Genomic DNA, 25,107 nt, shown 5'->3' on the forward strand with positions numbered 1-25,107 from the left:
CAGGCTATCCTGACACTGCAGCCGTCAGGAGATCCTGACATTTGTGGTGGCATCCGCGGCGGACGCCCCGACCCCGACCACCGGAAGCGACGGTGACCATGCGCCGGATCCTGATCGCCACTCTCGGCGAGTCCACGGGCGATGACGCGATCCGCACCCTGTTGCCGTTGATCGCGGTGACAACACTCTCTGTCGGCGGCGGACTGCTGGGGCTGCTGAACGCTCTCCCATTCCTCTGGTACCTGTTCGCGCACCGCCAGATCGGCGCCTCGGTCGATGCTCTCGGTCATCGGCGTGCGGTGATGCTCGGCAACAGCCTCCGGGTCCTCACCGTGAGCGTCCTGATCCTGCTGCTGGCCACGGGCCAGCTCTCGGTGCTCGTACTGCTCCTCCTGGCCGCAGCGATCGGGCTGGGCGATGCGCTGTTCACCACTGGGCACAGCGCGATGGTCCCTGCGGTCGTCGGTCGCGATCGCACGGCTGACTGCTACCGGCGCATCGAGACGGTCAGCGCGGTCACCCGCGTCTCGAGCCCGGCGGCGGTCTCCGCGCTGCTGCGCCTGGCGGCCCCCGCGATAGCGCTGGGCCTCGCGGCGATCGCGTATCTGCTCAGCCTGGTCACGCTCGCCACCCTGCCGCGTTCGGCAGTGCACGACGCACCGCCGACCGCGAATCCCGAGACGATGGACGCCCCGCCGTCCGACAGCGCGACGCCGACGGCGGCGCCCGCGGCTTCGCGGTCGGCGTGGACGGTGCGCCGGGTGCTGACCACCTACGGCCTGGCCCACCTCACTCTGGCCACCTCGCTCCTGAATGCCGCGGCCATGGTCTCGGGCACCGCCCTGGTGCTCTTCGCGCTGGAGACCTTGGGACTATCTGTATCGACGGTCGCCCTGTTCACCGCCGCTGGGGCGTTCGGCGCGCTCCTCGGCGCCATCGGCTCTGCACCGCTGCTCAGACGCCTTGCCACCGGCTCCGCGAAGCTGTTGACCACGGGAGGCGTCGCGCTCAGCAGTTTGGTGGCCCCCGCCGCCCTGCTGGCGCCGGCTGGGCAGGCGGTACTGATCGGGGCCGGCGAGCTGATGGTCGCAGCATGCGCGACGGCATCGATGATCGTCGGCTCTGACGTGCCGGCGCGCCTGATCCCGCAGCAGCAGCTGGGCAGGGCGTTCGCCGCGATCCGGTTGCTCACGATCGGCGTGATGCCGGTGGCGAGCGTACTCGGCGGCCTGCTGATCGCGGCGACCTCACCGGCAGCGGCACTGCTGGTCGCGGCCGCCATCGCCGCCCTCGCCTGCCTTCCCGCCACTTGGATCCGGCACTGGTCCCCGCCAGCTGCAGCCGAAGAACCGGGCTGAAGCCCTCGAACTCTGCTCAGCCCACTCGACTGCCCACCCCGGGAGTACACTTCCTCGTGAACGTTCACGAACCCGGTCTGCCACTCGCCGACAGGCCTCGAGACCAGGAGACGCCTCACCGATGAGCACCCCGCTGCCCTCCACCAACAGCTCCGTCCGCACCGACCGCTGGTGGGAGGAGCTGCCTGCGGGCCGGAAACGACTGCGCGGCCGCGCCCATCTGCACACCGACGCCCCCGAGCTGAGCCTCGACGGGACCTGGGATTTCCGCTACGGCACCCGGGCGGACGGCTCGGGTCTCGGCGAGCCCACCGAGATCGAGGTGCCGGGTCTGTGGCAGCTGCAGGGCCACGGCGCCCCGCAGTACACCAACGTCATCTACCCGATCCCGCGGGAGATCCCGCATGTGCCGGACGAGAACCCCACCGGGCACTACTCGCGCCCGCTTACCGTCCCCGCCGACTGGGCCGAGCAGCTGGCCGCCGGCGCACGCGTGCTGCTGCGCTTCCAGGGCGTGGACTCCGCGGCGAAGGTCTGGATCGACGGCGTCGAGATCGGCGTGACCGCCGGCTCCCGCCTCACCCAGGAGTTCGATGTCACCGAGGCCCTCTCCTCCCCCGCTGAGCAGGGCGATCACCGCGAGCATCGCCTGGAGGTCCGCGTGGTGCAGTGGTCGGTGAACACCTACGTCGAGGACCAGGACATGTGGTGGGCCTCCGGCATCTTCCGCAGCGTGGACCTGCTGCTCCGCCCCGTCGGCGGGATCCATGACCTGGTCACGGTCGCGGACTTCGATCCGGAGACCGGCCGGGGCACCCTGAGCGCGACCGCCTACGACGCGGACGGCCAGGAGGTCGTGGCGAGGATCGAGGTCCCCGCACTCAAGCACTCCGCCTCCACCGGCGTGGATCCCCTCAGCCTCGGGAAGGTGCGGCCCTGGTCTGCCGAGGATCCTCACCTCTACGACGCCACCGTGCGCACCGACACGGAGACCATCTCCCTGCGCGTCGGCTTCCGCCGGGTCGAGGTGGACGGGGAGATCTTCCGCGTCAACGGTGAGCGGATCGTCTTCCGCGGCGTGAACCGTCACGAGGCGGATCCGCTCGTCGGCCGCGCCCAGCAGCTGGAGAACCAGGATCTCGACGTGGCGCTCATGAAGCAGCACAACCTCAACGCCGTCCGCACCTCCCACTACCCGCCCCACCAGCGATTCCTCGAGGTGTGCGACGAGGCGGGGCTGTACGTGATCTGCGAGGGCGACTTCGAGACCCACGGCTTCCACGCCGATTCCACCTGGGGCGAGGACGGCACCGGCGCAGCCGAGGGCCCGGCCCAGAACCCGCTGTTCGAGGAGTCCCTCGTGGAGCGCTCGGAGCGGTTCGTGCGCCGCGACCGCAATCACGCCTCGATCATCATGTGGTCGATCGGCAATGAAGCGGCCAGCGGCCCGGTCACCGAGGCGATGGTCGCGGCGGTGCGGGAGACCGACGCGACCCGTCCGGTGATCTACGAGCAGGACTATGCCGCGGAGTACGTGGACGTGTTCTCGCTGATGTATTCCTCCATCGAGGAGTCCGAGCAGATCGGGCAGCGGGAGCTGTCCAGCAAGTACCAGGACAAGCTCACCTCGATGCTGCGGAGCTTCGCACTGGACGTCCCGGACGGCTATTTCGCGAATCCGCCAGCACTCACGAAGCCCTTCCTGTGGATCGAGTACGCCCACGCGATGGGCAACGGCGCGGGCTCGCTCAAGGAGTACATGGAGCTCACCGAGCGCTACCCGGCGCTGCACGGCGGCTTCATCTGGGAGTGGATCGATCACGGCCTGACGACCACCGACGCCGAAGGCAATGAGATCTACGGCTACGGCGGCGACTTCGGCGAGCGCCTGCACGATTCGAACTTCGTGGCCGACGGGCTGGTGCTGCCTGATCGCACTCCCTCCCCGGCCCTGCTCGATGCCAAGCACCACTACTCCCCCGTCGGCCTCGAGGTCTCCCCCGGGAACGTGCGGATCACCAACCGGTATGCCTTCTCGGATCTCTCCCCCCTGCGCGCCGAGGTGTCGCTGGATGCCCAGGCGAGCTGGCAGGAGCTCGAGCTGCCGCAGATCGCGCCCGGTGAGAGCACCGAGGTGCCGCTTCCGGAGCACGACGGGGCGAGCACCACGGTGCGGCTCAGCACGCGCGAGGCGCAGGGTCCGGTCCCGGCCGGGCACCTGATCGTCTCCGCGGATCACGTCGACACCGAACGGCTGCGCGGGGACGTCGAGCGCCTGCGCACTGCGACCAGCCCGTCGGCCGCCGCGAGTGTCTCCCCGCAGCGGCATGCGGACGGCTCCTGGTCTCTCGGGCCGGCCCGCTTCGATGATCTGGGGCGGCTGGTGGCGCTCGGCGCGCTGGAGATCGAGCACGCGGGGGTGGATCTGTACCGCGCGCCGGTGGACAACGAGCGTGCCCGCACCCGCGCCCCGCTCGAGGCCCGCTGGAAGCGGATCGGCCTCGATGTCGCACGGCGCCGCCTGGTCGACATCTCCGCGGACCCGGACGACGGCGAGACGCTGCGGGTGCGCAGCCGGATCGGGCTGGACGGCTCGGCGCTCGGGGCCGACGTCACCGAGCGCTGGCGCGGCGATGCGGACGGCCTCGACGTGGACGTGACGGTCTCGCCCTCGTCGTTCTGGCCGGGCGATCTGCCGCTGCCGCGCATCGGCTGGACCTTCGCCCTGCCCTCGGCCCCCGACCAGGTGGAATACGAGGGCTACGGCCCGCAGGAGTCCTATCCGGATACCGGCGGCGGCACCACCTTCGGCCGCTGGGCCTCCTCGGTCGAGGATCTGCAGGTGCCGTACGTGTTCCCGCAGGAGAACGGGAACCGGGCCGGGGTGGTCCGCGCAACGCTGAGCGGGGGCCCGCAGGGGCTCGAGCTGCACGCCCCGGACGGCCTCGGGCTGGCGGTGCGTCCCTGGTCCAGTGCCGAGCTCGATGCTCGGGCGCACGACGGGGCGCTGCGTCCCGACGGCCGCACCTGGGTGACGCTCTCCGCGTCGCTGCATGGCGTGGGATCGGCGGCCTGCGGTCCGGAGCCGCTGCCGCAGTACGTGCTCTCCGCCCGAGAGGAGAGCTTCCGGTTCCGCCTGGCCCCTGTGCCTGCCTGAGATCGCCACCACTCCGCAACCCCGCTGTCACCTGGCCACCGCCTCCCCACGGGGGCGGGCGATAGCCTGGGAGGGGCGTCGCCGTGACGTCGCGACGATGCAGCATCGAGGGAGACGCATGACTCAGGGGTATGGACCGGGCCACGGACAGCAGGGGCAGTGGGGGCAGGCCGGGCAGAATCCGCCGCCCGCACCGCAGCCTCAGCAGCAGCCGCAGTGGGGGGCTCCCGAGCAGGCCCCGCCCGCGCCGCCGCAGTGGGGACAGGCCTCGCCCACCGGAGCGCCCACCGGTGCGCCGGGCGCCTACCCGGGTGCGGGCTATCCCGGCGCAGCAGGAGCGCCGGGTGCCTTCGGCTCCGCAAGTCCGGCAGGTTCGGCAGGTCCGGCGTCGACGGTCGCCAAGCTGATCCAGTGGATGTTCTACGCGACTCTCGCGGTGATCGCGGTGCGCCTGATCGGCAACGTGATCGTCTTCGCCGTCCAGTTCGCCGGCGGCGCCTCGGGCTCGGCCGGCCTCGAGGGTGCCGGTGGCCTCCTGGGCCTCCTGCTCCTGCTGGTGAACGGCCTGGTCACCCTGGCTCTGCTGGTCCTCGCCGTGATGGTGATCGTCAAGGCCTCCGGCCGTGGCCGGACGGGCGCGATCATCATCATCGCCACCGTGATCCTCTCCGTGATCGCGTACTGGATCCTCAGAGTGATCCTCATCGCGGTCCTCGCCACGTCGACCGACATCTCCACAGTGGGCCTGATGTCCCTCGTGTATCTGGTCGCCGAGATCATCCGAGTGCTGATCGTCTTCGCCGTCCTGATCGTCGGCGCCCTGATGTCTCGTCGCTGGGCGAAGCAGAACGCCTGACCGCTCCAGCTCCACGCATGGCAGACGCCCCGGATCTCTGAGAGGTCCGGGGCGTCTCACGTGCGGCCACTCCGCGGTGCTCTGGCCGTCGCACCTGCCGATACGCTGGTGCGCACCACGAGAGGTCGCCGGCTGGCGATGCTCCGGCGCAGCGCAGGGAGAGACGCATGACTCAGGGATACGGACCGGAGTTCGGCCAGCAGGGCCAGCAGGGCCAGTGGGGGCAGCAAGGACAGCAGCCGCAGTGGGAGCAGCAGCCGCAGTGGGGTCAGGCCTCACCCGCCCCGGTGCCGGGTGGCTACCCGGGCAGCGCAGGCCAGGGCGGCATGGGCACCGATCCGCAGTTCGGGCCCGGTGACGGGGTCAACTGGCGCCGGGTGAAGCTGCTCGGCCTGATCCTGCTGATCGGGACGGCCCTGCTGCTGCTGATCCGCCTCGGCATCAACCTGGCCTCCTTCATCGGAGCGGATGAGGTCGCCGCCACCGATGCCGGTGGCGAGATGGGCGCGCTCGGAATCGGTGCGGGGCTCACCTCCCTCGTGCTGACCATTGCCAGTCACGCCGTGGGCCTCATCCTGTTCGTCCTGGCGATCATCGCTGCGGTGATGGGTCGCGGCAAGGCCCGGACCGGCGGGATCATGGTTGCCGTCGCGGTCCCGGCGTCCGTCGTCCTCTACTGGATCGTCACCGTGATCGTGGCAGTGGTCCTCCTCGCGTCCGGCATGGCCGACGCTGATACCGGCGAGCTCACGGGCAACGGCTACCGCATCGCGGCGGCGGTCGATGTGCTGCGCAACCTCCTCATCATCGCGATCATCGGGCTCGGTTCCTTCTTCGTCCACAGCACCGCGGCGAAGAAGCTCTCCGCCTGAGGGTCGATAGCTCGGCGGCGGTCACGTCGCTGCGGCGGGCGGGCTCCGGACTGGGCTCGGGTTCAGGGCCCGGGCTCGGGTTCACGAACCGTGTCCACGGACCGGGTCAACGGTCCGGGTTCAGGACCCGAACCGCAGGCTCTCCCCGTCCACGGTGACCAGCGCTCTGCCGCCGCCGACGGGGCGCACGGGGCCGACGTCCCCGTCGATGATCGCCTCGGCGGTGACCTCGCCGGTCTCCGTGTCGATCACTCGCAGCCGCTGCGCTCCGCGCGGGTCCAGCGGTGACGTGCGCGCCACCGGGTCCAGCACCACCGCGGTGCCCGCCGAGAGACGTCCGCTCACCGTCGCGTCCGGGGAGCTGAGCGGCAGGGTCCAGATGTTCGCCCCGGTGGCGGTCTCATAGGCGACCAGCTGCCCGCTCGCGTTGGCGACGACCATCGCTCGCCCATCGATGCCGATCCGGGAGGTGAACGCCTCTGCCTGGGCCACACCCTCGGCCCCGGGAGCGGTCCACTCCGCTCGCTGCTCGGAGGCGACGATCTCTCCGGCGGTCTCGGTGCCCGCCTCGGTGCCGGTGGCCAGCACCCTCCCCTGGTCGATCCGCACCGACCAGTCACCAGCCGGGGACGGCGCCGACTCCCACAGCACCGTGCCGTCCTGGTGGGCGGTTGCGGTCAGCGCACCGTCCTCTCCGGAGCAGACGGCGAGCACCAGCGGCACCTCGCGCAGCGGGTCCTGCGGATGCGGCGACGGCCCGGTCGCGGAGATGCGGCAGTCCTCCTCGGGAGCCACCAGGATGCGGCCGACGGGGAACCCCGTGGCGGGGTCGAGCTGGACCCAGCCCTGGGCGGGATCGAAGCGCAGCGGCACCGCCGGGAGCACTCCCGTGGCGCGTGCAGCGTCCAGCAGACCAGGCTGTGCGTCGGGCCGGGCGGCCACCTCCACACCGAGCGGATCGACACCGCGGGTCTGTTCGGCGTCCAGGAGGGTCCACAGCGGAGCCGCGGGGTCGGTGAGGTCATAGCCGCTGAGCCGGCAAGTGCCCTCCGTGCAGTGGCGCAGCACGAGCAGGTCGCCGGCCAGAGCGAGCGGGGTGCCCTCGAAGGTCTGTGCGGGGAAGCCTCCGTCCGGAGCGGAGGCCGTGGGGTCCAGCAGGATCACCTCGGTGCCGGTCCCGGTGGCGCGGACCAGTCGGGTGCCGTCGGCGGAGAGGGCGAGCACGTCCTCGGGGAGCGCCTCAAGGCTGCGAGATCCGGTCCCGTCCAGCAGTTGGGCACCACCGTCCGCTCGGCGCACCAGCACGGGTGTGCCGGGCTCCGGCAGGGAATGCACGGTGTCGCCGTCAGCGACGGCCTCGGCGGTGACCAGGGCCTGTTCCGAGAGCGGATCCAGCCGGGTGGCAAGCACGGCCGGGACGGTCAGGGCGAGCATCAGGGCCGCTGCCACGCCACCGGCGAGCAGGACCCGCGAGCGGCGTCGGAGGCGGTTCCCGACCAGGGCGAGCAGCGCCGCGCCGACCCCCAGCCCGGCGAGGACGCCCGCCGCCAGGCGCAGCACGCCCAGCAGGAAGTGCTCCCCGAGCAGTGCACAGATCCCCGCGACGGCGAGCAGCAACACTGCAGCCCCGAGGGCTGTCGCTGTGTCGATCTCCGGGCGCTCGCCTGGCGCCGCGCCAGCTGTCCCCGTGGCGTCGTCTGCGCCCGGGCGCTCGCCTGGCGCCGCGTCAGCTGTCCCGGTGGCGCCGTCTGCCCCCGGGTCCTCGTCTGTCGCTGCGCCGTCTGTGGCCGTGGCACCGGCCGCCAGCGCGCCGGGCTCTTCGGGGTCGGGTACTTCGGGGTCAGGCTGCGGCGCCCAGGGCGACTGCTCGCTCATCGGCCGCTCACCGGGGTGAGCCGTAGTAGGCGCCGGTGGTCTCCTCCCGCAGGGCGTCGAAGTCACCGGTGCGCAGGGAGTCGCGGATCCGGTCCACCAGGCGCACCACGAAGCGTTCGTTGTGGATCGTGCACAGGGTCGAGGAGAGCATCTCCTTGGCCCGGAACAGGTGATGGACGTAGGCGGCGGTGTAGTGGGTGCAGGTGTAGCAGTCGCAGCCCTCGTCGATCGGGGCGAACTGGCGGCGATACTTCGCACCGGTGAGGTTCACCCGACCGGTGCGCGTGTAGACGGCGCTGTTGCGAGCCACCCGGGACGGGGAGACGCAGTCGAAGGTGTCGGCCCCCGCGGCGATCGCGACGAAGAGGTCATCGACCTCGCTGATGCCCAGCAGGTGGCGCGGCTTCGCCTCGGGAAGCTCATCGGTCACCCATCCCACGATCGTGCCCAGGTTCTCCTTCTCGAGCGCCCCGCCGATGCCGAAGCCGTCGAAGGACCAACCCTCCACGTCCATCGCTCCCAGATCGCGGGAGGCCTGGCGGCGCAGATCCTCGTACTGGGCGCCCTGGATCACGCCCCACAGCTGCTGGTAGGGGCGGTGGGTGCGCTCCGCGGTGAGGCGGGCGTGCTCGGCGAGGCAGCGGATCGCCCACAGCCGGGTGCGCTCGAGCGCCTGCTCCTGGTAGCCGCGGGAGTTCATCAGCGTTGTCAGCTCATCGAAGGCGAACATGATGTCGGCCCCCAGCCCGTGCTGGATCTGCATCGAGATCTCGGGGGTGAAGCGATGCTCATCGCCATTGATGAAGGAGCGGAAGGTGACCCCGTCGTCGTCGACGTGGGCGAGCCGCTCCTTGCCCTCGGCGACCGCGTCGTCCTCCCCTGAGGAGGTCCGGGCCTTCTCGCCGCCGGAGAACTCGCTCGAGAGGACCTTCTTGAAGCCGGCCCCGAGGCTCATCACCTGGAAGCCGCCGGAGTCGGTGTAGGTGGGGCCGGGCCAGTTCATGAAGGCGCCCAGGCCGCCGGCCTCGTCGACCAGGTCGTGGCCGGGCTGGAGGTAGAGGTGATAGGCGTTCGCGAGCAGTGCCTGCGCTCCCAGGTCGCTCATCGACTCCGGCAGCACTGCTTTGACCGTGGCCTTGGTGCCCACCGGGATGAAGGCCGGGGTCTGGATCTGTCCGTGCGGGGTGGTGAGCACCCCGGCGCGCGCCTTCTCCCCGTGGCGGGCGATGATCTCGAATCCGCTGTCAGCGGGAAATGGCGCTGCGGGGATCGACGCTGCGGATATCGACGCGGCGGGGGTCGACGCGGTCGGATTCAGCGCGGCAGGGATGGGCGCGGCAGTCGGATCGGCACTGGGAGAGGTCACCGCTCCATGATCCCACGACCCTTTACAGCTCCCGGCTCCCGACTCCGCGTCCCCGATCGGCCGCCCCCGCGCCACCATCGCTCTAGGATCGACCGCACCCCGCCTTCTCACTCCAGGCCTTCTCACTCCAGGACATCTGTGATGACCCAGCCCGCTTCCGTGCCGTCCACTCCCACCCCAGGTGCCCCGCCCGTCGGGGTCCGCACTGGCGGGCGTGCCGAGGCGCCGCTGCGCCAACCCGCCCTCGCTGTCACAGTGCTGGCCGGGGCAGTGATCCTCACCGGTGTGATCGAGCTGCTGCTCCTGCCTCTGCAGGGCCCGTTCGAGGCCATGCAGTACGTGGTCCAGGGCTTCTACCTGGTCATGGTCCCGGTCAGCCTGGCTTTCAGCGCCTCGGTGCTGTGGCTCCTCGCCGCCTCCGGCAACGCCCGCGTTGACGAAAGGCGCCTCTCGCGTCAGCCACTGCTCATGCTGGGTCTGCTGGTGCTCTCGGCGCTGGTGTTTCCGGCGGGTCAGCTGCTGGCCCTGTTCCTGCGGATGCTCGGGGTGGGCGATGACACCGCCGTCGGATACGGCCTGCGCACTGCGATCGGCAACCTGTTCACCAGCGGCGGCACGATGCTGCTCACCGCCATCATCGGCATGCTCGCGCTGTTGCTGTTGAGGCGCCCGCACCGGGCGGAACAGACCCACCGAATCCCAGTGGGCCCTGTGCCGGTCGCCGTGGTGCTGCTGATCACGGCGCTGCTCCTCGCGGGGATCGTGCCTCTGCAGAACCTGGGCCCCCAGTGGGCAGCCCTCGACTGGGAGGTCCTGCAGGCTCTCCACTCGCTGCTCACCGTCGCGAAGGGGCTGCTGGCCGCGCTGCTCGTCCTCACGATGGGTCTGCTGCTCGCGCTCACCGCCGGACGGACGCGCAAGGTCCTCTGGGCAGGGTTCATCGCCTACTGGGTCACGCAGCTGCTCACCGTCGTGCTGATACGCGCCTTCGTATTCCAGATGCTGAGCGGGGCCGCGGCCGGCGGCGACTGGTTCACCCCCGTCGCCGGGATGGTCGATGTCCTCGGGACCCTGCTGCTGGCGGCGACGTCGGTGGTGGTGATCGTGCTGCTGGCACGGCGCTCGCAGATCCCCAGGAGCTGAGGCGCAAGAAAGCTGAGGCGTGATCACTTCCGGCCGTATCCACTAGGATCCACCGCAGCGCCGGGATCGGGAAACCGCCTGTCCGCGGCAGTGGTGGCCACCGGCCGTGCGGAAGGGGATCGCGATCAGCTCGCCCAACGATCCGCCGCACCCTCGGCATGGTGGGCGCGGCACACCTGCGCACGACGCCGATGAGCAGGCACGGCAGCGTGATGCAGCCAGCGCCTGGGAGCAGCCCGCCCATCTCGAGGACGAGCCGGCCGCGGCGCCCCTCGAGGCCTGGACGCAGGATCCGAGCATCGAGCCGGACAGCGCACCAGCGCCACCTCCTGCACCGGAACACGCCGCATCCCTCCCCCGTTCGGACCTTTCGGCCTGGATCGCGGGTCCGCTGCCTTCGGCGACCTCGTCCCTCGGGGACTGGCTGCAGGGCCCGGCCGAGCTGCACGCCGAACGGGAGGCGGAGGACGCCTGGTCCACGAGCGACTCCGTCTCCGGGACCTGGCGGCCGCGCGGCGAGGCGAGCCGCTCCCGCATCCCGCAGCCCTCCCCCGTCGGCCCTGCCGCAGAAGCCGGCACGGAGCCCTCGCCCACCGCTCCCTCTGCTCCCTCCGACTCCCGGCCCGCCTTCCGGCGCGAGCTGCACGGCCTGCGTGCGGTGGCGCTCGGGCTGGTCGCGGTCTACCACATCTGGCTCGGCCGGGTCTCGGGCGGAGTGGACGTCTTCCTGTTCCTCTCGGCCTTCTTCCTCACCGGCACCTTCTTGCGCCGGCTGGAGAACGGCCGCCCGCTCGGCGTGCCCCGCTACTGGCTGCACACCTTCAAACGGCTGCTGCCGCCCTCGGCAGTGACGATACTGCTGGTCCTCGCGGGGACGGCCGCCTTCCTGCCCGCCTCGATGTGGCAGACGATCATGCAGGAGGCGGTGGCCTCGGCGGCGTACGTGCAGAACCTCCTGCTGGTGCTGCTGCAGGTCGATTACCACGCCCGCGACGCCGGCGCCGCCTCTCCGCTGCAGCACTTCTGGTCCCTCAGCGTGCAGGGGCAGGCCTTCGTAGTCTGGCCGCTGCTGTTTTTGCTGGTGGCGCGGCGTGCTCGAGCCGGAAAGCCGGTGCGCCGCCCCCTGATCGCGATCATCGCGCTGATCGGGGCCGCCTCCCTGACCTGGTCCATCATCTCCACCCAGAGTCAGCAGCAGATCGCCTACTTCGACACCGCGGCCCGGCTGTGGGAGTTCGCCGCAGGATCCCTGCTGGCCCTCGCCCTGCCGGTGCTGGACCGGCTCACCGGGGCGCGGCGGCCGGAGGACGGCCTGGCACCTCGCCATCGGACCCTGCGCGCACTGACCGGCTGGCTGGGCGTCGCGGGACTGCTGGCCTGCGGTGTGCTGCTGGACGTCTCGACGATCTTCCCGGGCTGGATCGCGATCTGGCCGCTGGCCGCCGCGGGCGCGGTGGTCGTCGCCGGACATTCAGGCCGCCGCTGGGGAGTGGATGCGGTGCTGTCCACTCGTCCTGCCGCCTTCATCGGCGACATCTCCTACGCGCTGTACCTCGTGCACTGGCCCATCCTGGTGATCTGGCTGCACCACAGCGGGCAGGAGCGCGCCGGGCTCCTGGACGGCCTGGTGGTGCTGACCGGCTCCATGCTGCTGGCCTGGCTGGTGACCCGGGCGGTGGACGCACCGGTGCGTCGTTCCCGCTGGCTCGAGGCGAAGCCCTGGCGGGCGCTGACCGCGATCGCCCTGAGCTTCGCGCTGGTCGCCGGCGCGGCCGGCGGTTGGTGGATGTTCCTGCACCGCGACCAGCCCCAGCCGCCGGTGGCCGAGGGGCCGAGCCTCGCGACCGACGAGGTCGCCACCGTGGCCCCGCCGGATGTGCAGCCCTACGGCTGGCAGCTCGGGAATCAGTGGCCCGACCTGCCGGAGCGCTGCGGCGGTCCCTGGGCGCCCGAGCGCGGTTTCCGCCATGTGAACTGCCAGCAGCTGCTGCCGGGGGATGCGGAGGCGACGGAGACCATCGTGGTGGTGGGCAGCTCGCACTCCCGCCAGTTCATCCCCGCCGTGCTGCCCCTCGCCCAGGCCCGCGGTGCCCAGGTCGTGAACCTGACGATGGACGGCTGCTCCTATCTCGCCGGGACCGAGCGGTGGACCTACTGCGAGGGCTACGACGAGTACGTGCTGGAGTACCTCGATGCGGTGAACCCCGAGACGGTCATGACCACGGTTACCGAGGCCGCCCCCGATGCCCCGTCCGAATCCCTCCCCGAGGGCACCGACGGGGCGCTCCAGATGATCCTGGACCGCGGCATCGAGGTGATCGCCGTCCGCGACACCCCGCGCTGGGAGCAGGATCAGTACCAGTGCGCGGAGGCGGTGATCGATCGCGGCGACACCCCGGCCGATGCCGATGCCGCCTGCGGCGCCGATGTCGAGGACAAGCTCGCTCCGGAGAGCCCTGCCGCTCCGCTCGCAGCGCTCAGCGGCCCGGACGCGTCCGTGACCCTGCTCGATCTCTCACCGCTGATCTGCCCTGACGGCCGCTGCGCGCCGGTGCTCGGAGACACCTTCGTGTACATGGATGACAACCATCTGACCAGGCTCTTCGTCGAACAGACGCTTGCTCCCGCCGTGACACGTGAACTCGAGGCCGCAGCGGTCTGAGCCGGGCGCGAGCCAGATCGGGACCGGCAACGGACCGTCGTGGGCCGTCGTGGGCCGTCCCGGACGTCGACGGCAGGTGCGCGGACTAGCATGTGCCCGACCCCGGGGCGCTCGTACCCGCTCGAGAAGGAAGCAGGTGCACCCCGGTGGACGTCCTGAAGATCCTCGCGACTCTGGGAGCGGCGCTGCTGGTGCTCGGCGCTCCCGGTCTGCCGACGGTGCTGGCGCTGCGCCTGCGGCCGCTGACCGCGGTCGCCGCAGCGATCCCGGTCTCGCTGCTGATGGTCACCGTCGCCGCGGAGGCCGGGCATGTGCTCGGGATCCCCTGGATGGTCCTCTCCCCGCTCGTGCTCGGGCTGCTGGTGGGCGGTGCGCTGTGGCCGCTGGGACGCCGTCAGGCCCGCGCTGCGGCCTCGGAGCAGACGACCATCCCCGCAGAGGACGGGTCGCCCCCGCTCCCCGCGGGCGGCTTCCTGGCGACTCGGCGCGGGAGCACGGCCGCGGTCCTCGCCGGTCTGGTGATCGGAGGCGGCATCCTGCTGGCGCGTGTGCTCCCGATGATGGGTGGGATACATTCCCTCAGCCAGACCTACGACAACGTCTTCCACCTCAACGCCGTACGCCACATCCTGCGCGCCGGGGATGGCTCCGCCTGGGTCGTCGGCGGGATGACCACGCTGCCCGGGAACGAGAAGTACTACCCGGCGATCTGGCACCAGGTGGTCAGCCTCGTCACGCAGGTCTCCGGTCAGGACATCATCCTCGCCTCCAATGTGGTGATGCTGCTGCTCGCCGTGGTGCTGTGGCCGGTGGGGCTCGTGACCCTGATGCGCACCTGCACCACCGCGGGACCCGTCGGCTGGATGGCCGCGGGCATCCTCGCCGGCGTCACTGGTGCCTTCCCGCTGACTCTCATGTATTGGGGCATCGTGCTGCCCTACTTCCTCTCCATGTCGATGATGCCGCTGGTGGTGATCCTGGTCAGCCACCTCGCGGGCCTCGTCCCGCGCAGCGGACAGCGTCTGACCGGCCTCCAACTCACGGTGCTGCTGCCCGTGGTCTGCGGCGCCGTCGCGCTCGCCCACCCGCAGGGGGTCTTCGTCGGCATGGTCCTGGGCCTGCCGATCCTGGTCTGGGGGACCCTCGCGCGAGCGCGCGAACGCTTCTCCCCGCGCCTGCCTGCAGGCCATCGACTCTGGCCGCTCGCGACACTCACGGTCGTGGCGCTCGCCAGCTCCGCCGCGGTGTGGATCCAGTTCCGGCCCTCGAGGGACTCGGCGGTCTGGAAGCCGAACGCCTCGCTGCAGGAAGCGCTCGGACAGGCGATCTCGCTGGCTCCCAACGCCACCCCCACCTTCCTCCCGCTGGGCCTGGTGATGCTGGGCTGCGCGGTCGCAGTGCTGCTGCTGTCCCGCTCCCGCTGGTTGCTGGCGCCCTGGCTGGTCGCCACGGCGATGTCCGTGCTCACCCGCAGCACCCCGGTGGGCGACCTCCGCTACCTCCTCTTCGGGAACTGGTACACGGACAACAACCGCGTCACAGCGATCATCGCGGTCGCCGCGATCCCGGTGCTCGCTCTGGGCATCGAGTCCCTCCAGCGCTGGGCCGGGCAGCACCTGCCGCGATTCGCCGGGCCGACCGGTCACGTCGCCGTCGCCGTCGCCGCGCTGCTCGTGCTGGCGCTCGGCATCCTCTCCCCCGGCTCCCGGGTCAACGAGGACTACTTCGAGATGGACTGGAGGAGCGGCGTGCTGCTCACCGACGACGAGCGAGAGCTGCTCGAGCTCCTGCCCGAGGTGGTCCCCGAGGACGCCGTGATCGCGACCAACGCCTGGAACGGCAGCTCGCTCGCCTACGCGATCTCGGACCGGCAGGTGCTCAACATCTATATGGGCTTCCAGGCGGAGCCCGAGGTGCACCTGCTCAACGCAGAGCTCGACGATGCACAGACCATCCCGGAGGTGTGCGACGCGGCGGAGGACCTGAACGTCGAGTACGCGCTGGACTTCGGCCCCCAGGAGATCCACAACCGCACCGCCACCTACACCGGCCTCAACGAGATCTCCGAGACCGGCGCCGCCGAGGTGGTGCTCCAGGTGGGCGATGCGAAACTGCTGCGCCTGCTCCCCTGCCGCGGCACCGATGGTTCAATGAACGGGTGACTCCCTTCTCCGCCGCCGCTCCCTCGCCCCGTGCCCGCGCCACCGCCCTCGATCTCGGGGCCTTCGTGACCGCTGCCCCGTCGAGCTTCCACGCCGCACGGGAGGCCGCCCGCCGCCTCGAGGCCACCGGCTTCACCGAGCTGGTGGAGACCCGCGCCTGGGATGCGGCGGACGTCGCCGGGGACCGCTATGTGCTGCGCGACGGCTCGCTCATCGCCTGGTCCGCCCCTGAGGGTGCGGAGGTCGCCAGCCCCTTCCGGATCGTCGGCTCCCACACGGACTCCCCCGCGCTGAAGCTCAAGCCGAACCCGCAGCTCGGTGCCGAGACCCTCGCTCAGGTGGGCGTCGAGATCTACGGCGGCCCGCTGCTGAACTCGTGGCTGGACCGTGAGCTGCGGATGGCCGGTCGGCTCGCGCTGGCCGACGGCAGCACCGTGCTGGTGGACACCCCGCGCCTGCTGCGCGTCCCGCAGCTCGCGGTGCACCTGGACCGGGCGGTGAACAAGGACGGCCTGCAGCTGGACCCGCAGCGTCATATGCAGCCGATCATCGGCTTCGCGCCGACCGACGTGATGGAGATCCTCGCCCACCATGCGGGCGTGGCCCGCCGGGACATCGTGGGCATGGACGTGGTCACGGTCGACGCGCAGGCGCCGGCGCTGTTCGGCGCCGAGGAGGAGTTCCTCGCCTCGGGCCGGCTGGACAACCTCAGCTCGGTGCACGCCGAGGTGGAGGCCCTGATCGCCGTCGCCAGGGGTGACCGTGCGGAGACCGCGACCGGTCCGGCACCGATCGCGCTGCTGGTGGCCAACGACCACGAGGAGGTGGGCTCCGCCACGCGCTCCGGCGCCGCCGGTCCCTTCCTCGAGGACGTGCTGGTGCGCGTGCACGCCGCGCTCGGCGGGGACGAGTCGAGCCGCCGCCAGGTGCTGGCGTCCTCGATGGTCCTCTCGGCCGATGCCGGACACGCCGCCCACCCGAACTACCCCGAGCGTCATGACCCGGTGACCCGGCCGCGACTGGGCGAGGGGCCGATGCTCAAGATCAACGCCCAGCAGCGGTATGCGACCGATGCGGTCGGAATCGCAGCTTTCGTTGCGGCCTGCGAGCGTGCTGGGGTGCCCCATCAGCATTTCGTCTCGAACAACGCGATGCCGTGCGGCTCGACCATCGGACCGATCACCGCGACCAGGCTCGGGATGACCACCATCGATGTGGGCATCACACTGCTGTCCATGCACTCCGCACGGGAGATGTGCGCGACCGCCGATCCGCTGCTGCTGCAGCAGGCCTGCGCCGCCTTCCTGCGCGGCTGACGGTCCCGCCCCCCGATGTCCTCGACCGCGCCTGTGCACACCCCTGCGCCCGGCACCGGCTCCGTGCCTGATGCCGGCTCAGTGCCCGGCACCGGCTCCGTGCCCGCCGCCGGGACCCATGCCGGTCGGTTCCGGCCCGAGCTGCACGGGCTGCGCGGGCTGGCGATCGGCTTGGTGGTGCTCTATCACGTCTTCTTCGACCGGGTATCCGGTGGGGTGGACGTCTTCCTGTTCATCTCGTCCTTCCTCCTGGTGGGCACCTTCGTGCGGAAGGTGGATCGCGGGGAGCCGATGAGACCGGCCGCCTACTGGGGTCGCACCTTCAAGCGACTCCTGCCGCCGACGGCGGTGGTGGCGCTCGCGACCCTCGGCGGCGTGTACCTGCTGCTGCCCCCGGATCGCTGGATGCCGGGCATCACCGATGCGATCGGCTCCCTGATGCATGCGGAGAACTGGGTGCTGATCCAGCGCGGGGTCGACTACTACGCCGCCGAGGACACCGGTGCCTCCGCCTTCCAGCACTTCTGGTCGCTGTCCATCCAGGGTCAGGTCTTCCTGGTCTGGCCGGTGCTGATCGCGTTCGCGGTGCTGATCGCACGCTGGCGGGGGCTGTCCGCCCGCGGGGTGCTGACGGTGGTCTTCTCGCTGGTCCTGCTGGTGTCCTTCGCCTGGTCGGTGTACTCCACCCAGACCCAGCAGCAGGTCGCCTACTTCGACACCTTCACCCGGCTGTGGGAGTTCGCAGCCGGTTCCCTGCTGGGGCTGGGGCTGCCGTGGTGGGAGCAACGGGCGCGAGAGCGGCGCACGGCGCACGCCTCCCGGCATCGACTGCCCACACCCGCCCCGGTGCTGCCGCGGGTGGTGATGGGCTGGGTGGGCATCGTCGCGCTGGTCTCCTGCGGTCTGCTGATCGACGTGCAGGGCGCGTTCCCCGGGTGGATCGCCGCCTGGCCGCTGGCCGCCGCGGCGCTCGTGCTCTGCTCCGGGACCACCGGGCACCGGCTGAGCGTGGATGCGGTGCTGTCTACCCGGCCGGCGGTGGTGCTCGGCGACATCTCCTACGGCCTGTACCTGGTGCACTGGCCGCTGCTGGCCCTGTTCCTGGCCCGCACGGGGAAGGAGCGGGCGGGGCTGCTCGAGGGCATGCTGCTGATCCTCGTCTCCCTGGTGCTGGCCTGGCTGCTCACCCGCGTGGTCGACACCCCGATCCGGCGCTGGCCCTGGGCTGCGGCGAAGGCCTGGCGCTCGGGGCTGGTCGCGCTCACCTGCCTGGCAGTGGGCCTCGCCCCGATGCTCGCAGCCCAGCAGCACCTGCTGGGTCAGCAGCGAGAGGCCGAGTCCCGCGCAGTGGCGGACAATCCAGGCGCCCGGGTGCTCGATGCCGACTTCACCGTCCACCCCGATGCGAATCCTGATGCCGAGGCGCTGCCCACCGCGGCACTGCTCGGCAAGGACTGGGTCGCTGGGGAGGAGCGCTGCACCGACGAGCTCGCCCCGCAGGGCATCGAGACCACCCGCCTGACGAAGCTGTGCCGGATCGTCCCCGGGAAGGAGGGCGCCCCGGTCATCGTCAGCGTGGGCAATTCCCGTCTCGAGCAGTTCAGCGCCTCGCTCATCGCCCTCGCGAAGAAGGAGGGCTGGACGCTGGTCGCCCTGTGGAAGGGCGGCTGCGCATACACCCCGGACGCGGAGATCGGAATCGAGGCCTGCGACGGCTTCAGCGCCGAGGTGAAGTCCTATCTCGACCGGGTGAAGCCGGACGCGGTCGCTCTGAACACCACCTTCATGGACCGCGACGGCACCGAGACGGTGATGCCGGGCATGGAGCGGACGCTCCCCGACCTCACCGCCACGGGGACTCGCGTGATCGCGGTGCGGGACCTGCCGCGGATGCCCTTCGACCCTCCCCTGTGCACGCAGGAGAAGGGGTTCGAGGATCCGGACTGCGCCCCGCCGCTCGCCGAGCCGCTCCTGCAGGAGCGACCCGATGCGCAGCTGCTCTCCGACCTGCCCGGCTCCGTCACCCCGCTCGAGGTCAACGACCTGGTCTGCCCCGACGGGATCTGCACGCCGGTGATCGGCAACGTGGTGGTCTCGATCGACGACGACCACCTCACGGGCACCTATGCGGAGTCCATGCAGGGCGAGGTCGACGCCCGCCTGCGCGAAAACGGCTTCGACTGGTGAGGCAGGGCGCCTCGCGCTGAGCCGCCCTCGCTGAGCCGCACTCGCTCAGCCGCCCTCGCAGGCCCTGCCTCGCTGGGCCGCACACGCAGGCCCTGCCTCGCTGGGCGGCCCCCGCTGCGGCTCGCGCCAGGCGTGCCGCAGCCCGCGGGCTCAGTCCGTCGGAGCCTGCGCCTTCATCCCGATCGCACGGACCGCCTCGACCGCGGCCCGTGATCGGGTGACGGCCTCATGGTCGGGACCGTGGTGGCGCTGGGCGTCCTTGAGCAGCTCCTCGACCTGGTAGTACGCATCATCGAGATGGCCGGCCTCGGCCGTGGCCTCGGCGAGTTCGGCGCGCAGTTCGATCGCCTCCGGGGTGAGGGACTCCCCGTGCTCGAGCAGATCGAGCAGGCTGCGGGTGGCGTCGTGGACGCGCTGCTGCGGGGTGCTCATCGGTGTCTCCTGGGAACGTCGCGGTGGGAGTGGCGCCTGACCCTCGATTCTACGCCGGGACGGCCCGGTCCCGCGGCACCGCCGTCGTGCGGCGCAGTACGCTGAGCAGGCCATGGAGATCAATCCGTTCGAGTCGCGCCTGCGCATGCTGCAGCAGATGGACGGCGTCCAGATGCAGCGCGAGGCGGCTCCCGACGAGGAGACCGCCGGCTGTCCCGGATGTCCGTACTTCTGGACCTGCCCGGTGCCGCATCGCGGCGAAGAGGTCCGGGCCCCTGCCGAGATCGACCTCGAGGACGTCCGAGAGGTGCTGGGCCCGCGTCGCGAGTACAGCCCTCGCGATGAGTCCGACATCGGCTGGACCGATGTCTGGGTCGACGAGGACGGCCTGCGACTCGAGCCGGAGGAGAGGCTCGACGCGCCTGAGCAGGCGCCCGCAGCGGCCCCCGTGGACGTACCCACAGAGGAACCCGCAGAGGAGTCCGCAGAGGAGTCCGGTGCCGTGTCCTCGCCCCGTGGCTGGCGTCGGATGTTCCGGCGCCGACGGTGACCAGTCGTTCGAGGGCGCTCACACACCCACTGCGATCACTGACCCGCAGCCTTCACGGCACCGCAGCGATCAGCCCTCGCCGCTGACCTCCTCCGAGCTCTCCGGGCCGTATCCCGCGGGGCACTGCCCGCCGCGCAGCGCCACCCGGGCGATGTCGGAGGCGGAGAGGCTGCTCACGGCGATGGCCGGGATCGGCTCTGCGGCGTTCTCGAGTGCTGCGGTGCGCGGCGGCACCGTCCGATCTGCGCGCATCCAGCCGGCGGGGGCGGGCTCGCCCAGGACCGTGCTCGCGCCGGTGGTCGCACCGGTGGCTGCGGCAGCGGACCCGCCGACGGCCCCGTCAGCGGTCCCACCGACAGTCGCTGCGTGGTCCTGACCGGCGGAGATGTCGATCCCGAAGATGGTGTGGAAGGCCTCGACGTAGGCATCTGCGTAGCCGGTCTCCGCGAGGTGGCGGGCACGTTCGGCGGGCTGGTGCATGACCTTGGAGAGGATCCGGCGCACGGACCGCTCGAGCTGGTCCGCAGTCTCGCCGGAGACGTCCCGGCGCAGCCGGTCGATCTCCCCGTCGGCCGCATCGAACACCTCGCGTCGCAGCGCGGCCATCGCGGGATCGATCCGGCGCACCTCCTGCTGGGTGCGGAAGGCCTCGACGTTCTCGGCGACGATGGTGCGGGCGGTGAGCAGCGCCGGGTCGGTCTCGGCCTCGGTGTCGAGCCGGAGATCTGCGAGCCCGAGCACCGTGACCCCCTTGAGGTGGCCCACCAGCGGGTGCAGGTCGGAGTGGAGGGCGAGGTCGAGCACGACGGTGCGCCCGGCATTCAGGAACAGCTCGGGGAACAGGGAGGTGCCGCGGCCGGAGCAGGCCAGCACCAGATCGGCCTCGCGGATCGCGCGCTCGAGCTGCGTCTCGTCCACGGTCTCGACGCCGTGCCGTTCGGCGAAGCCGGCAGCACGTCCCGAGGGGGAGAACACGCGCACGTCCTGCACCCCGCGGCGCGCCAGCTCGGCGAGCCCCAGCCGGGCGTAGGCGCCGGTGCCGACGATCAGCACGCTGCGGCCGGTGAAGCCGCCCAGCTCGACGTCGGCCCGATCCACCGCGACCGCTGCGCCGCTGCGGCCCGCGGCACCCACCGGCGCCTCGGTGGCCACGGCCTTCGCACAGCGGAAGCCGTGCTGGAAGAGGTCATGGAGCATCGAGGTGGTACGGCCTTCGCGGCGGGCAGCTTCGTAGGACTGCCGCACCTGTCCGCCGATCTCCGCTTCGCCGAGCACCAGGGAGCGCAGCCCGGAGGTGACCTCGTAGAGGTGCTGGGGGACGGGGGTGTCCATCGCCGCGTCGAAGCAGAGGGAGACCACCTCGCGGTCCATCCCGCTGGTGCGGGCCACCGCGTCGAGGACCAGGTCCACGCCCTCGTGGAAGCGGTCGGTGTCGAGGTAGACCTCGAGCCGGTTGCAGGTGCTGACCACCACTTCGCCCGCGACCACCGGGGGCTCGCCGGTGACGGCGGCGCGCTCGCGCTGGAGCTCCTGGATCACGGCCGGGAGGGCGTCCGCGCCACGGGTCAGGGCATCGAGCACCCCGAGGTCGAGGTGCTCGTGGGAAGCGCGGAGGGCAGCGAGCATGATCGCCAGTCTAGGCATCTTCGGGGCGATGTTCCGATCCCTGGGAACTCCGTCATCGAACCTGTGCACAATGGTGTCGCCATGAACAAGAACCCTACGTCAGAGCACCTTTTTGGCGACAGCGCGTCAGATCGATCGCGACACCTGTCAGATACCGGGAACGCCCCAGGCCCCGGCCTCGCCACCGCCCCCGCGATCGCCTCCACGACCCCTCCCGGGACCCCCTCGGCCCTGCCCGCGGAGCACCCCCTGCAGCGCTCCGCTGCGGAGGGCGGGGTGGCCGACGCCTCACTGCTCGGCGAGCTGCGGGGCGTGAGGAGCGCCACCCCCAGCGTGTGGTTCATGCGACAGGCCGGCCGTTCGCTGCCGGAGTACCGCTCGCTGCGCGAGGGCACCACGATGCTCGACTCGTGCGTGCGCCCGGAGATGGCTGCGGAGATCACCGTGCAGCCCGTGCGCCGCCATCAGGTGGATGCTGGGATCTTCTTCTCCGACATCGTGGTGCCCGCCCGCCAGGCGGGGCTCGGCGTCGAGATCAAGCCCGGCGTGGGCCCCGTCTTCGAGCACCCGATCCGCACCGAGGCCGACGTCGACGCCCTGCCCGTGCTCGGCGACGACTACGACGCGGCGCTCGAACCGATCCGCGAGGCTGTGCGTCTGACCGTCGCGGAGCTCGGCACCACTCCCCTGATCGGCTTCGCCGGCGCTCCCTTCACCGTGGCCAGCTACATGGTCGAGGGCGGCCCCAGCCGCGACCACCTGCGCACCCGGGCGCTGATGCGCTCCCAGCCCGAGGTCTGGGCGCGCCTGGCGGCCTGGGTCGCGGAGCTCTCGGGCCGCTTCCTGCGCGCCCAGGTGCTGGCCGGCGCCTCCGCGGTGCAGCTGTTCGACTCGTGGGTCGGCGCGCTGAGCTCCGAGCAGTACCTCACCCATGTGCAGTCGCATTCTGCGGCAGCTCTCGCCCACGTCACCGACCTGCCGGTGCCGCGCATCCACTTCGGTGTCGGCGCCTCGCACCTCATGCCCCAGATGCATGCGGCCGGCGCGACCGTGATGGGCGTGGACCACCGGCTGCGGCTGGACCAGGCTCTCGAGATGCTGCCGGCGGGCACCCCGCTCCAGGGCAACATCGACCCGGCCGTGCTGTTCACCTCCGAGCAGGCCCGTTTCGCGGAGGCTCGCGGAGTGCTCGCGGCCGGCGCCGGTGCGAGCGGTCACGTGGTGAACCTCGGTCACGGCGTCCCTCCGGACACCGACCCGCAGGTCCTCACCGATCTGGTGAGCTTCCTCCACGAGCAGGACGCCCTCGCGCAGGACGTCCACTCGCAGGATCCCGCCACGGCATGACCACCCGCACCCTCGTCGTCGGCGGCGGCCTGGCCGGCCTGCTCGCCGCTCAACGCCACCTGCGCGCAGGGCACCGGGTGGTGCTGCTCGAGGCGACCGGGAGCATCGGCGGCGCGATCGCGCAGGCCGCGCTGCCGGGCGCCGGGGGGCTGGCGGTGAACATCGGCGCCGAGGCCTACTCGACCGGTGCCGGAGCTGTCGATGCGCTGGTCACCGAGCTGGGGCTGGCGGAACAGGTCGTCGCCCCGCGTGAGGGTCTGGGCAGCCGGGTGGTCTCCTCCGCAGGCGTGCACCGCGCCCCCGGCGGCAGCCTGCTGGGGATCCCCGGCCGGCCCCTCGCGGCCGATGCCCGGGCGGTGCTCGGCACCGCCGGGGCGCTGCGCGCGAGCCTCGAGCGGTTCCTCCCTGCCCGCGTCGGCGCCCGTCCCGGGGCGACCGTCGCCGAGGTGGTGGGCAGGCGGCTCGGCCGGAAGGTGCTCGAGCGACTGGTCGCCCCGGTGGTCGGCGGAGTGCATTCCGCGGATCCCACGACCCTCGAGTTCGCCGCCGCCTCCCCCGCGCTGAGCCGCGGCCTGGCCGAGCACGGCTCCCTCACCGCTGCGGTGCGACGGACCCGAGGACGCAGCGCCGGCGCCCGGACCGCCGCGAGCGCCGGCACCCGCGTGCACGCCCTGTCCCCCACCATGGCGCTCCTGCCCCAGACGCTGCAGGCGCAGTTCCTCGCCGAGGGCGGCATCCTGCGCACCGGGGTCGAGGTCGTCGATCTCGGCCGGGACGAGACCGGCTGGACGGTCCGCACCTCTCGCCAGGAGGAGCTCACCGCGGACCGCCTGGTCCTCGCCTGCCCACCGGACACAGCCCGGGAACTGCTGCGGGAGGCGACACCGGGGATCGCAGAGGCGATCCCGCAGGCCCCGTCGGCCCCTGTGCGCCTGGTGGCCCTGGTGGTGGACTCCCCGGCGCTGAACGCCTTCCCCTCGGGCACCGGCGCGCTGGTCGCCCCGGGCACCGACGGGATCCGCGCGAAAGCGCTGACCCATGCGAGCGCCAAATGGGAGCACGTGCAGCAGGCGCTGCACGACGCCCTGCCCGCCGCCGGGAGCCCGCATCTGCTGCGCCTGTCCTACGGCCGCCCCGGCGAGCAGCTGCCTGCTCGGGGCGAGATCGTCGGCCTCGCCCTGGCCGATGCATCCCGCATCCTGGGGGCCCCGCTGTCCGGCACGCAGCTCCTGGCCTCCGAGGTGATCGACTGGGAGCGTGCCATGCGGCAGCCCCAGGCCGGCCACCGCGCCGCCCTCGACGCCCTCTCCGGGCTGCTCAGCGAGCAGCCCTCCCTCGAACTGGTCGGCTCCTGGAGAGCCGGCACCGGCATCGACGCGATCGTCCGCGCCGAACAGTCGCTCGCAGAAGACACCACCCCCTCGGAAGGAAACCCCTCATGACCGACACCCCCGCTCAGGAAGCGCAGTCCGTCGAGGACATCGCGCAGACCACCCGATACACCAGCTACACCGTGTTCCGTCGGCTCTCGGGCCTGACCGAGGACGGCGAGCTGACCACCGCGCAGATCCGGTCGTCCCTGGAGGAGGTCACCCAGCTCATCGAGTCCGCCTCCGAGGGCGGCGTGGAGATCCTCGGCTTCTACGACGTCTCGGGCTTCCGCGCCGAGGCGGACCTGATGCTGTGGCTGGCCGCGGATGACCCGGCCGATCTGCAGACCGCGCTGCGCGAGTTCGAGCGTTCCCTCGCCGGGACCTGGCTGCACCGCGAGTGGGCAGGCGTGGGCGTGCACCGCATGGCCGAGTTCGCCAAGGGGCATGCACCCTCGTTCATGGTCCCGGGCTTCGAGCGCAAGCAGTGGATCACCGTCTACCCCTTCGTGCGCAGCTACGACTGGTACCTGCTGGCAGACGACGAGCGCAACCGCATGCTGCGCGAGCACGGGATGCTGGGTCGCGACTACCCGCAGGTCAACGCCAATACCGTCGCCGCCTTCGCGCTCGGCGACTACGAGTGGCTGCTCTCCTTCGAGGCGGATGACCTCCACGACCTGGTCGACATGATGCGCCACCTGCGCTACTCCGACGCCCGTCTGCACGTGCGCGACGAGCTGCCCTTCCACACCGGCCGACGCCTCGACTCCCTCGAGGACGTCGCCGCGCTGCTCGCCTGACCCACCCCACCATCGAGGACTCACC

17 protein-coding genes are annotated in these 25,107 nt (G+C 71.5%); 13 read left to right on the forward strand and 4 right to left on the reverse strand.

Annotated elements, in window-relative coordinates; translation table 11 throughout:
- Window positions 1-98: 98 nt before the first annotated feature.
- The 4 genes from ACT3UF_RS03010 (at window position 99) to ACT3UF_RS03025 (ending at window position 6,243) form a co-directional block, all read left to right on the forward strand.
- A complete protein-coding gene (locus ACT3UF_RS03010) occupies window positions 99-1,358 on the forward strand; it encodes an MFS transporter (protein WP_444608404.1) in 1,260 nt (419 codons plus the stop codon).
- 121 nt (window positions 1,359-1,479) lie between these two features.
- Window positions 1,480-4,515, forward strand: coding sequence for a glycoside hydrolase family 2 TIM barrel-domain containing protein (locus tag ACT3UF_RS03015; protein ID WP_444599372.1), 3,036 nt, complete (start codon window positions 1,480-1,482; stop codon window positions 4,513-4,515).
- A gap of 118 nt (window positions 4,516-4,633) precedes the next feature.
- On the forward strand, window positions 4,634-5,371 hold the full coding sequence (locus tag ACT3UF_RS03020) for a hypothetical protein (RefSeq protein WP_442331773.1): 738 nt from the start codon (window positions 4,634-4,636) through the stop codon (window positions 5,369-5,371).
- Between the two features lie 167 nt (window positions 5,372-5,538).
- Entirely contained in the window at window positions 5,539-6,243 is a 705-nt protein-coding gene (locus ACT3UF_RS03025) for a hypothetical protein (protein WP_442331772.1), read from the forward strand.
- A gap of 120 nt (window positions 6,244-6,363) precedes the next feature.
- Here ACT3UF_RS03025 and ACT3UF_RS03030 read toward each other — a convergent pair whose 3' ends face one another.
- Window positions 6,364-8,118: a PQQ-binding-like beta-propeller repeat protein gene (locus ACT3UF_RS03030; protein ID WP_444599373.1), complete on the reverse strand. Its 1,755-nt coding sequence runs from the start codon at window positions 8,116-8,118 to the stop codon at window positions 6,364-6,366.
- A gap of 7 nt (window positions 8,119-8,125) precedes the next feature.
- On the reverse strand, window positions 8,126-9,436 hold the full coding sequence (gene tgt / locus ACT3UF_RS03035) for a tRNA guanosine(34) transglycosylase Tgt (RefSeq protein WP_442331786.1): 1,311 nt from the start codon (window positions 9,434-9,436) through the stop codon (window positions 8,126-8,128).
- A gap of 189 nt (window positions 9,437-9,625) precedes the next feature.
- Between tgt and ACT3UF_RS03040 the strand changes: the two genes are divergently transcribed.
- From ACT3UF_RS03040 to ACT3UF_RS03060, 5 genes are all read left to right on the forward strand, one after another.
- Entirely contained in the window at window positions 9,626-10,627 is a 1,002-nt protein-coding gene (locus tag ACT3UF_RS03040) for a hypothetical protein (RefSeq protein WP_442331771.1), read from the forward strand.
- A gap of 106 nt (window positions 10,628-10,733) precedes the next feature.
- Window positions 10,734-13,289: an acyltransferase family protein gene (locus tag ACT3UF_RS03045; RefSeq protein ID WP_444608004.1), complete on the forward strand. Its 2,556-nt coding sequence runs from the start codon at window positions 10,734-10,736 to the stop codon at window positions 13,287-13,289.
- A gap of 146 nt (window positions 13,290-13,435) precedes the next feature.
- Window positions 13,436-15,451 carry a DUF6541 family protein gene (locus ACT3UF_RS03050; RefSeq protein ID WP_442332801.1) on the forward strand — a complete coding sequence of 672 codons (2,016 nt, stop codon included), beginning with the start codon at window positions 13,436-13,438 and terminating at the stop codon, window positions 15,449-15,451.
- Window positions 15,448-16,767: a M18 family aminopeptidase gene (locus ACT3UF_RS03055; protein ID WP_442332802.1), complete on the forward strand. Its 1,320-nt coding sequence runs from the start codon at window positions 15,448-15,450 to the stop codon at window positions 16,765-16,767. The genes ACT3UF_RS03050 and ACT3UF_RS03055 overlap by 4 nt, the downstream gene beginning before the upstream one ends.
- Window positions 16,768-16,800: 33 nt before the next feature.
- On the forward strand, window positions 16,801-18,954 hold the full coding sequence (locus ACT3UF_RS03060) for an acyltransferase family protein (protein WP_444608005.1): 2,154 nt from the start codon (window positions 16,801-16,803) through the stop codon (window positions 18,952-18,954).
- Window positions 18,955-19,104: 150 nt separating this feature from the next.
- On the opposite strand, the gene ACT3UF_RS03065 is transcribed toward ACT3UF_RS03060, so the two are convergent.
- Window positions 19,105-19,386: a hypothetical protein gene (locus tag ACT3UF_RS03065; protein ID WP_442332804.1), complete on the reverse strand. Its 282-nt coding sequence runs from the start codon at window positions 19,384-19,386 to the stop codon at window positions 19,105-19,107.
- 112 nt (window positions 19,387-19,498) lie between these two features.
- Between ACT3UF_RS03065 and ACT3UF_RS03070 the strand changes: the two genes are divergently transcribed.
- A complete protein-coding gene (locus tag ACT3UF_RS03070; RefSeq protein WP_444605903.1) occupies window positions 19,499-19,936 on the forward strand; it encodes a hypothetical protein in 438 nt (145 codons plus the stop codon).
- A 69-nt stretch (window positions 19,937-20,005) separates the two neighbouring features.
- Here the strand turns inward: ACT3UF_RS03070 and ACT3UF_RS03075 are convergent, their stop codons facing one another.
- On the reverse strand, window positions 20,006-21,562 hold the full coding sequence (locus ACT3UF_RS03075) for a glutamyl-tRNA reductase (protein WP_444608006.1): 1,557 nt from the start codon (window positions 21,560-21,562) through the stop codon (window positions 20,006-20,008).
- Between the two features lie 276 nt (window positions 21,563-21,838).
- Between ACT3UF_RS03075 and hemE the strand changes: the two genes are divergently transcribed.
- Genes hemE through hemQ form a run of 3 tightly spaced genes read left to right on the forward strand, consistent with a single transcriptional unit; the run spans window position 21,839 to window position 25,082 of the window.
- Complete coding sequence (gene hemE, locus ACT3UF_RS03080) at window positions 21,839-22,909, forward strand: uroporphyrinogen decarboxylase (protein ID WP_442332036.1); 1,071 nt, start codon at window positions 21,839-21,841, stop codon at window positions 22,907-22,909.
- Window positions 22,906-24,351, forward strand: a complete 1,446-nt coding sequence (hemG, locus tag ACT3UF_RS03085) for a protoporphyrinogen oxidase (protein ID WP_442332035.1) — start codon at window positions 22,906-22,908, stop codon at window positions 24,349-24,351. Before hemE ends, hemG begins: the two co-directional genes overlap by 4 nt.
- A complete protein-coding gene (gene hemQ / locus ACT3UF_RS03090; protein WP_441443651.1) occupies window positions 24,348-25,082 on the forward strand; it encodes a hydrogen peroxide-dependent heme synthase in 735 nt (244 codons plus the stop codon). The genes hemG and hemQ overlap by 4 nt, the downstream gene beginning before the upstream one ends.
- Window positions 25,083-25,107 lie beyond the last annotated feature (25 nt).

Origin of the sequence: Brachybacterium sp. AOP24-D1-21 (genome assembly GCF_052378665.1) — a bacterium.
Classification (GTDB): Bacteria; Actinomycetota; Actinomycetes; order Actinomycetales; family Dermabacteraceae; genus Brachybacterium.